This window comes from Gordonia sp. i37 (assembly GCF_002043085.1).
In the GTDB taxonomy this organism is placed as follows: domain Bacteria; phylum Actinomycetota; class Actinomycetes; order Mycobacteriales; family Mycobacteriaceae; genus Gordonia; species Gordonia polyisoprenivorans.
The window spans coordinates 1-7,704 of the sequence record NZ_MVPX01000285.1 but is presented as its reverse complement, the minus strand read 5'-3'; the positions used below and the strand labels follow the sequence as shown (position 1 = coordinate 7,704).

Below are 7,704 nucleotides of genomic sequence, written 5' to 3'. Positions count from 1 at the left end.
GAGCCACTTGCCGTAGGCGGTGCCGCCGATCTGGTTGCGGAGGCGGCAGATGTCGGCGGTGGTCCGTCCGGCCACCTGGTACACCGCGTAGATCGGATTGCCGTTGTCGTCGCGTGCCCGCAACGATGAGCACGTCTGGTCGGTGCGCAGGTAACTCGACCCGGGGAATGCGGTGAGATAGCCCTGCACCTCGCCGGCGTAGTTCGACGGATCGACGGCATTGCCGACCACGACGATCCCGGTGCCGTCACATGCCGGCGTGCTGATGGGTGTGGCCAGGCCGAGGTCGAAGGCAGCCCTGGCCGAACCGGCGGGGGATGGCGTGGTGACCGATGGCGTGGTCGGGGTCGGGGTGGCCTGGCTCGCGGTGTTGGGAGGCGCCGCGGCGGTCGGTGTGGTGGTCAGGCTGGCGTCGGCGACGGTGCGGGCCCCGTCGTCGGAGTCGCGCAGCAGCACCCATGCGCCGACTCCGATGCCGCCCGCGAGCAGCACCGCGATGGCGACGAGGATCGCTAGTACGGGTGACCGGCGTGTCGGTGTCTGCGGATGGTGCTGCGGTGCATACGGATACGGCTCGAAGTGGCGGGCGCCGGAGCCTGCAGCGATCTCTGTCGGAGAGTACGACGCCGGATTCACGACAGCCGGGTTCATCGCAGCCGGCCGCTCGGTGGTGTGACCGGTGGGCGGTGCGGTGTGCGGTGCAAGCGTCGCGGGCGCCGCCGACGTGCCAGGGAATGGCGCACCGGGGGACGCTTCGCCGGGGGAGGCGAGGGCGGTGCGGGCAGCGTCGATCAGTGCACCGGCACTCGGGTACCGGTCGCGTGGGTTCTTGGCCATCCCGCGGGCGATGACCGGATCGAGCGCCGTACCGGTCCGTGGTGGTTCGGCGTTGAGGTGAGCGGCGATGAGTCGCTCGAGGTTGGTGGCGGATGCGAAAGGTTGTGTCCCGGCGATGCATTCGTAGAGCACGCAGGCCAGGGCGTAGATGTCGCCGGCCGCGCCGACCTCGTCGGCGCCGAATCGTTCAGGTGCCATGTAGCCGAACGACCCGATGGCGGTGCCCGCGGTGGTCAGGCGTGTGTCGGCGGTGCCCTGGGCCAGCCCGAAATCGGCCAGATAGGTGAAGTCGCGGGCGTCGACGAGAACGTTGTCGGGTTTGACGTCGCGGTGCACCAAACCGTCGAGGTGGGCTGCGTCGAGGGCGTCGGCGACCTGCCCGAGGATGGCCACCGCCCTCTCGGGCGCCAGGCTTCCCTGCTCGACCAGGATCGCGCGCAGATCGCGTCCGGTCACCAGCCGCATGTCGATGAACAACAGCCCGTCGATCTCGCCCCAGTCATGGATCGGGACGACGTGTGGGTCGTTGATCCGCGCCGCGACCCGTGACTCCCGTAGGAATCGGTCACGGAACACCTGATCGTCGGCGAACTCGGGATTGAGTAACTTGAGCGCGACCGTTCGTCCCTTTCGGGTGTCGGTGGCGCGATAGACCTGACCCATCCCGCCCCGGCCCAGCAGCTCGGCGATGGCATAGGGTCCGAGCGTGGTCCCGGTCCGGTCGTCGACGGCGCTCATCTCGATCGTCCGCCCACCGTGAGTGGGTGCCGGTTGAAGAACTGCCAGATCAGGGTCGTGGCCGAGATGCTGTCGCTGACGCCGGTCCGACCCCGGTGTACTGACGATCCGGGCCACACGTGGGCGCCCCCGGCGATGCGATAGTGCGAGATCTCGCTGCCGACCGACCGACACAGCGGCCAGAGGAACTGTGTGACAGCAGAATTGACGGGGACCTCCAGGGGTGTCGGTATACACCCGTTGCGCGCGGCCCACGACCGTACGACGTCGAAGATCGGTGCGTAGTGACCGCCGAGTCGGGTGCCGCCACCGTAGTGGATCGTGGCGTCGGCGGTGCCATGGAAGTCGATGATCGACGCGGGCGCCGTCGACGCCGAGCAGCCGCGCAGGCTCTGGTCGTAGAAGGCTCCGTTGACGATGGCGTACGCGGCGAACTGACCCGGCATCCGGCACGCAAGCATCGACACCAACCCACCGCCGTTGGATCGGCCGACCGCATAGGTGCGGGTGCGGTCGATGCAGCTCGTCGCCCGCACCTCCCGCAGGATCGCCGCGGTGAACGCGATGTCGTCGGCTTGCGGCGAGGAGTACGGTGCGCCCTGCCAGGACAATGTGCCGTCGGTGCCGCGCAAGCCGTCGGGGTAGACCACAACGGCCGGTAGGGCGGACAGACCGGTGTAGCGCTCGAACGTCGTCGGCGATTCGGTGTGACCGGGGAACGCGAGGATCAGTGGCATCGGGGTGCGCCCGGTGTATCCCGCGGGCAGATGCACCCGGTACGTTCGTGTCACACCTTCGACAGTGGTCGTGTGGACGGTGTTCGCCGGGGCGGCAGCCCGTGGTGCGCACGCCGCGACCGGGGAGGGGGCGGCATGTGCGGGCGCTCCGGCCCCGGTGAGCAGAGCGGCGGTGGCGGCGAAAACGCTCACCATCAGCATCGTGACGATCGGCCCTGACCACCTGCTCGCTACCCGCACCCGTGCAAGGATAGGACATCTCCGGCACGCTTCCCGCCCGGATGCCGGTGTCCGAGAAGCACTCGCGACATTTTGTCGCCGTGTGTGAACCCGGCGGTCGCGGCAGCGCCACCGGGGTAGCGTCGAAGCCGCCCGTGATGGTCAGGCGCGTTGGACGCCCCTGTCCTCTCCTCGGGCGCAGTCGACCAGCCCGCGAATCGGAGACCTTCATGCCCACGACGTCCATCGACCACACCACGTTGACCCCGGACCTGATCGGTGAGTGGGCCGCCTTGCGGGCGTTGGCCGACGACATCGGTGAGCAGTGGACGCAGCCGTCGATCCTCCCGGGCTGGACCAACGCCGACATCATCGCGCACATCATCGGGACCGAGAGCATGCTCGATGGACGTGACGTCGAGGCACCCGCAGGTCTCACCGATCTCGACCACGTGCGCAATCCGATCGGCGAATTCAACGAGAAGTGGGTCGAACACTTCCGGGGGCGACCCGCCGACGAGGTACTCGCTGCCTACGACGAGATCATCGCGGTCCGCAGCGCGGCCCTGTCGGCGATGTCGCAGTCGGATTTCGACGCCGCGGCGGCCACTCCGGCGGGCCCGGACACCTACGGTCGGTTCATGCGAATCCGGTTGTTCGACTGCTGGATTCACGAGGTCGACCTCCGCGACGGCACGATCGGTGGGACTCCGTCTGCGGCACCGGTCGGTTGGGTGCTCGATGAGATCGCGGCGTCGTTGCCGTTCGTGGTCGGTAAGCGCGCCAAGGCGGCCGCCGGAAGCGCCGTCGCGTTCGAGATCACCGGTGCGGCACCGCGTACCGTGCGCATCGCCGTCGCCGACCGGGCAGGCCTCGTCGAGGCCTTCGACGGTGGCGACGAGGCCGCCGACGTGGTGCTCGAACTCGATGCCGTCGATCTGGTCCGGCTCGCCGGTGGCCGGCGCAGCGCCGATCCGTCGGCGGTGAAGGTTCGCGGCGATCAGGAGCTGGGCCAAGCGATCCTGGGCTCCCTCAACTACATGATCTGATCGTCGGCGGTCTCGTCGGAGACGCTCGGTGGATCGTGGCGTGCCTGCCCGGACCCGAATGCCCTGGCCTCGTCGCCGGCGATCACCCGCGCCGGAAGCGGATCGCTGAGCAGTCGCCGGACGAGTGTCGGCGAGGGATCGAGGGGGCCGTCGCTGCCCGCGATGACCACGTTGCCGGTGCGCCGTCCCTTGAACATCGCCGGGTCGGCGATCAGCGCGATGTGGTCGAAGACCTCGGCCAGCGCGGCGGCGTCGGCGCGCACGCGACCGAGATCGCGGGTGTCGCCGCAGTTGGCCAGATACAGGCCATTCGGGGTGAGGACCCGCTTGACGGCATGCGTGAACTCCACCGTCGTCAGATGTGTTGGCGTGCGGTCGGATTCGAATGCGTCCCGGATGATCACTTCTCGAGTGTCGGGCTGGAGTGACTCCAGCACGGCGCGTGCGTCACCGACGCGGATACGTAGACGCGGTGCGCGCGGCAGGTCGAACCACTCGCGGACGAGACGCGCCAGCTCGGCGTCGATCTCGACCGCGACGTGTCGCGACTGCGGAAAGCTCGCGGCCAGATAGCGGGGGAGCGCGCATGCGGCGCCGCCGAGATGGAGGACGGAGAGCTTCGCCTGCGTGGGGTGGCGGTCCTCGATGACGGCCGCCATCTGTCGTAGGTACTCGAAGTCCAGCACACGAGGATCGTCGTCGATGTGCGAGCTGTGTGTGCCGTTGATCTGCAGGAGCCATCCGCCCGAGATGGGGTCCGGGGCCAGCTCGGCCATGCCGGTGTCGATCGGATAGGTGCCCGCGACGGGAACGGGGCGGGGGCGTGCCATCACCGCGTGAGTGTATCGGGCAAGGGTGGGCCGCCGTGGGTGCTGTGTCCGCGGGTAGCGTGACCACCGTGAATCTGTTGCTCCTGTCGCTGGGTTTCGGGGCGGTGCCCGGGTTCCTGTCGGAGACCACGGGAAAAGCGCTGTCGGAGTTGCAGATCGGGTATCTCGACGACGCGCGGATCCCCTATGCCGGCCAGCCGGGTGTGCGCGCCGAACGTGACCGCCTGACGGCCGCAGGGTATGCGGTCGTGGACCTCTCGGCAGTGCGGCAGAATCTCGAGGAGTTCGCCACCACGCTCGACCGGGTCGACGCGGTGTACGTGGCCGGAGGGAACTCCTTCGCCTTGCTGTGGGCGCTGCGTCGGGCGGGCGCGGGGGATCTGCTCGCCGAGCGGGTACGAGCGTCGTTGCCCTACATCGGATGCAGCGCCGGCGCGGTCGTGGTGGGTCCGACCATCGCGCCAGTGGAAGGCCTCGACGATCCGGCCGAGGCACCGGGTCCGGTCGATCCGCGCGGTCTGGAACTCATCGACACGGTGGTGCTCCCGCATGCCGACGGCCAGTTCCCGGTGTATCCCGCCGACGTGATCGAGTCGGTGCGCCGCAAGTACGAGTCGCGCCACCGCGTGACCCCGCTCGCCGACCACCAGGCGCTCTTGGTGCGTGGCGAGCAGCAGACCGTTGTGGCATCGGACTACTGATGCGGGGGTTGCTCTGATGCGCGCATGGAGGTGGTGGGTCGCTGCCGTCCGGCCTTCACCGGCAGGGTTACTGGTCGGATACCTGTTGGACCGTGCGGTCGGCGACCCGAGACGTGGGCACCCAGTTGCCGGTCTCGGTTCCCTCGCCACCGCGCTGCAACGACATACATACGCCGACAGCCGGATCGCCGGCAACGCGCACTGTGCGCTGTGTGTAAGTTCTGTCGGTGTGGCCGGGGCACTCGCGGCCCGCCCACTCGCCGAGAACGGTCCGGCGCGAACACTGCTCACCGCCGCGGTGACATGGGCCGTATTGGGTGGGACCACCCTGATCCGCGTCGGTGACGACGTGGCCGACTGTCTCGAGTCCGACGACGTTCCGGGCGCGCGGGAACTCATACCGAGCTTGTGCGGCCGCGACCCAGATGCACTCGATGAACCCGGAATCTGTCGCGCTGCACTGGAATCGGTGGCCGAGAACACCTCCGATGCCACCGTGGGAGCGCTGGTCTGGGGCGCCCTGGCCGGTGTTCCCGGTCTCCTCGTCTACCGGACCGCGAACACACTGGATGCGATGATCGGTCATCGAAATGCCCGCTACAACCGTTTCGGTTGGGCTGCAGCACGATTCGATGATGCGCTCAACATCCTGCCGGCCCGGATCGCGGGGGTGCTCGTCGTGGCCGCCGGTCCCGATCGGCGGGGTGCAGTGCGCGCGTGGAAGCGCGATGCATCGGCACATCCGAGCCCCAACGCGGGGGTCGTGGAGGCGAGTTTCGCCGGAGCTCTCGGCATCCGTCTCGGCGGTATCACGGTCTACCCGCACCGCACCGAGAACCGACCCACCCTCGGCGACGGGCGGGATCCGACCTCAACGGATCTTCGTGCCGCCCTGGCTTTGTCCCGACAGGTGCAAGTCGGCGCGCTCGCCACCGCCATCGCCATAGCCTGGTGGCGCGCTCGACGCTTGTGATCTGATGTTCGGCTGTCGGGGGTCTCGAGGCCTCGTCGCTGGCGCTCCTCGGCACCTCGACCATCGGGAGGGGGCTTCCTCGCCGGGCGGGGGCGCTCCTTGATCGGTGGTCGAGGTGTCGAGGACTGCTAGCGGAGTTCCCTTTTCTTCCGGTGGTCGAGGTGCCGAGGAGCGTTAGCGACGAGCCTCGAGACCTGTTGCACCGCTGCTGGTTTCCGGCCATTTACGGAAGCACGTGACGGGGTCTAGAGTCCGTGGTCGCCGAGTAGTTGGGCGAGTCGGTTCTCGACCGGCGAGCCAGGGTCGGGGGTGAGGATCTCAACGAGGTCGTAGTACCCGTGTCCGATCGGGACTCGGGTGCGCCGTAGTCGGTCGGTGGGCAGCATCGATCCCCGGTCGTCGCGCTCGGCGAGATCGGTATCGGCACTGGCAGCGGCCCCACTTGGTGGTGGGTCGGGTGGTGGATGCAACTCCGCGCGGAAACGCGCGAGTGCCGCGGTGTAGGTGGCCCCGACGTCGGGGAGTGCGTTGGTGCGTTTCGGGTTCGGTGTCGCCGCGCCGACGGGCGTGTTTTTGCGCCACCAGCACCGTCCGGCCCACGGCCCGTCCCGATAAATCCCGGTCGTGAATTGTCCGGGTTTGTCGCCGACCATCCGGTTGTGTTTCCCGCAGGCGGGGGCGAGGTCACCGATGTTGGTGAGCCCACCTTTCGCGTGATCTTTGGTGGCGTGATGGATTTCGACGTGCGCGGCGGGTTGAGTACATCCGGGAAACGAGCAGTATTCACCGCCGTCTTTGGCGAACAACGCGATCCGCTGGCCTTGACTCGCCAACCGCGCCCGCCCCAAATACAGGGGCAGGTTCGTGTGGTCATCGAACACCGCCAACCACGGCTGGCACTGAGCTGCCAATGCGATCACATCCCGGATTGGGAGGAGGGTGCCGGTCGCCGTGACGCCCATCCCGGTCTGCGCAATCAACTCCGACAGCGACGCTTTGATGATCAGATGCGGCGGCAGCCCGCGATGCGACTGGGGGCCGAGACCCACATCCAGTCCGGCACGCAGGACTGCTTCCAACGCGTCATGGTTGCGTTGCACCTGATCGCGGTGATCGCGGGCTGCCGCGGCCGCCACCTGTTCGGGGTCGGCGTCTTCCCGACTCCCGGTCGGCGAATCCGGGTCGGCGGGATTGTTCATTCCTGGGGCCGCCCACGCGGCGAGTACAGCTTCGAGGTGTGCGGTGAGGGTGGGGGTCATTTGCCCGGACAACCCACTCATTTTCTGCGCGTCTTGGCGGCCGATGCGGATCTGGCGGCGGCGTTGCCGATCTGAATCGTCGGTCAGTTGGCCGTCGGGGTCGAGGTGCGCCAACACCCGTGCCCCCAAGATCCGGAGGTCGGAGGGGGTGTGGGTGCGGGCGTAGCGGGCCATCGTGGCCTCGGCCGACATTTTCTCGTCGAACGGCACTGCCGCCGGGATACGGTCGAGGACGTCGATCACCACCGCCGCGTGCGAGGAGCCGGCCGCCCCGGATGCCATCGCCTCGGCGAGTGCTGGATATTTGGGGGCGGCAACCTCACCGGTGAAGGTGTGGAAGGTGGCGGTCGCTTTGAGTTGT

General features: G+C 68.3%; 7 protein-coding genes. 3 read left to right on the top strand and 4 right to left on the bottom strand.

Annotated features, from left to right (window positions below; translation table 11 throughout):
- Both B1964_RS13845 and B1964_RS13840 read right to left on the bottom strand, forming a co-directional pair.
- A partial coding sequence (locus B1964_RS13845) for a serine/threonine-protein kinase (RefSeq protein WP_079930169.1) occupies positions 1–1,575 on the bottom strand: 1,575 nt, incomplete at its 3' end.
- Positions 1,572–2,513, bottom strand: a complete 942-nt coding sequence (locus B1964_RS13840) for a PHB depolymerase family esterase (protein WP_014360416.1) — start codon at positions 2,511–2,513, stop codon at positions 1,572–1,574. The genes B1964_RS13845 and B1964_RS13840, both read right to left, overlap by 4 nt.
- A gap of 248 nt (positions 2,514–2,761) precedes the next feature.
- Between B1964_RS13840 and B1964_RS13835 the strand changes: the two genes are divergently transcribed.
- Complete coding sequence (locus B1964_RS13835) at positions 2,762–3,580, top strand: maleylpyruvate isomerase family mycothiol-dependent enzyme (protein ID WP_079930168.1); 819 nt, start codon at positions 2,762–2,764, stop codon at positions 3,578–3,580.
- Here B1964_RS13835 and B1964_RS13830 read toward each other — a convergent pair.
- Positions 3,568–4,410 (bottom strand): spermidine synthase, encoded by an 843-nt coding sequence (locus B1964_RS13830; protein WP_079930167.1) that lies wholly within the window; start codon positions 4,408–4,410, stop codon positions 3,568–3,570. The genes B1964_RS13835 and B1964_RS13830 overlap by 13 nt on opposite strands.
- A gap of 35 nt (positions 4,411–4,445) precedes the next feature.
- On the opposite strand from B1964_RS13830, the gene B1964_RS13825 reads away from it, so the two are divergent.
- A complete protein-coding gene (locus B1964_RS13825; RefSeq protein ID WP_253193997.1) occupies positions 4,446–5,111 on the top strand; it encodes a Type 1 glutamine amidotransferase-like domain-containing protein in 666 nt (221 codons plus the stop codon).
- 16 nt (positions 5,112–5,127) lie between these two features.
- Entirely contained in the window at positions 5,128–6,084 is a 957-nt protein-coding gene (locus tag B1964_RS13820; RefSeq protein ID WP_079930166.1) for a cobalamin biosynthesis protein, read from the top strand.
- Between the two features lie 245 nt (positions 6,085–6,329).
- Here the strand turns inward: B1964_RS13820 and B1964_RS13815 are convergent.
- Positions 6,330–7,704, bottom strand: a 1,375-nt coding sequence (locus B1964_RS13815) for an HNH endonuclease signature motif containing protein (RefSeq protein ID WP_079930165.1), incomplete at its 5' end; no start/stop codon positions are given.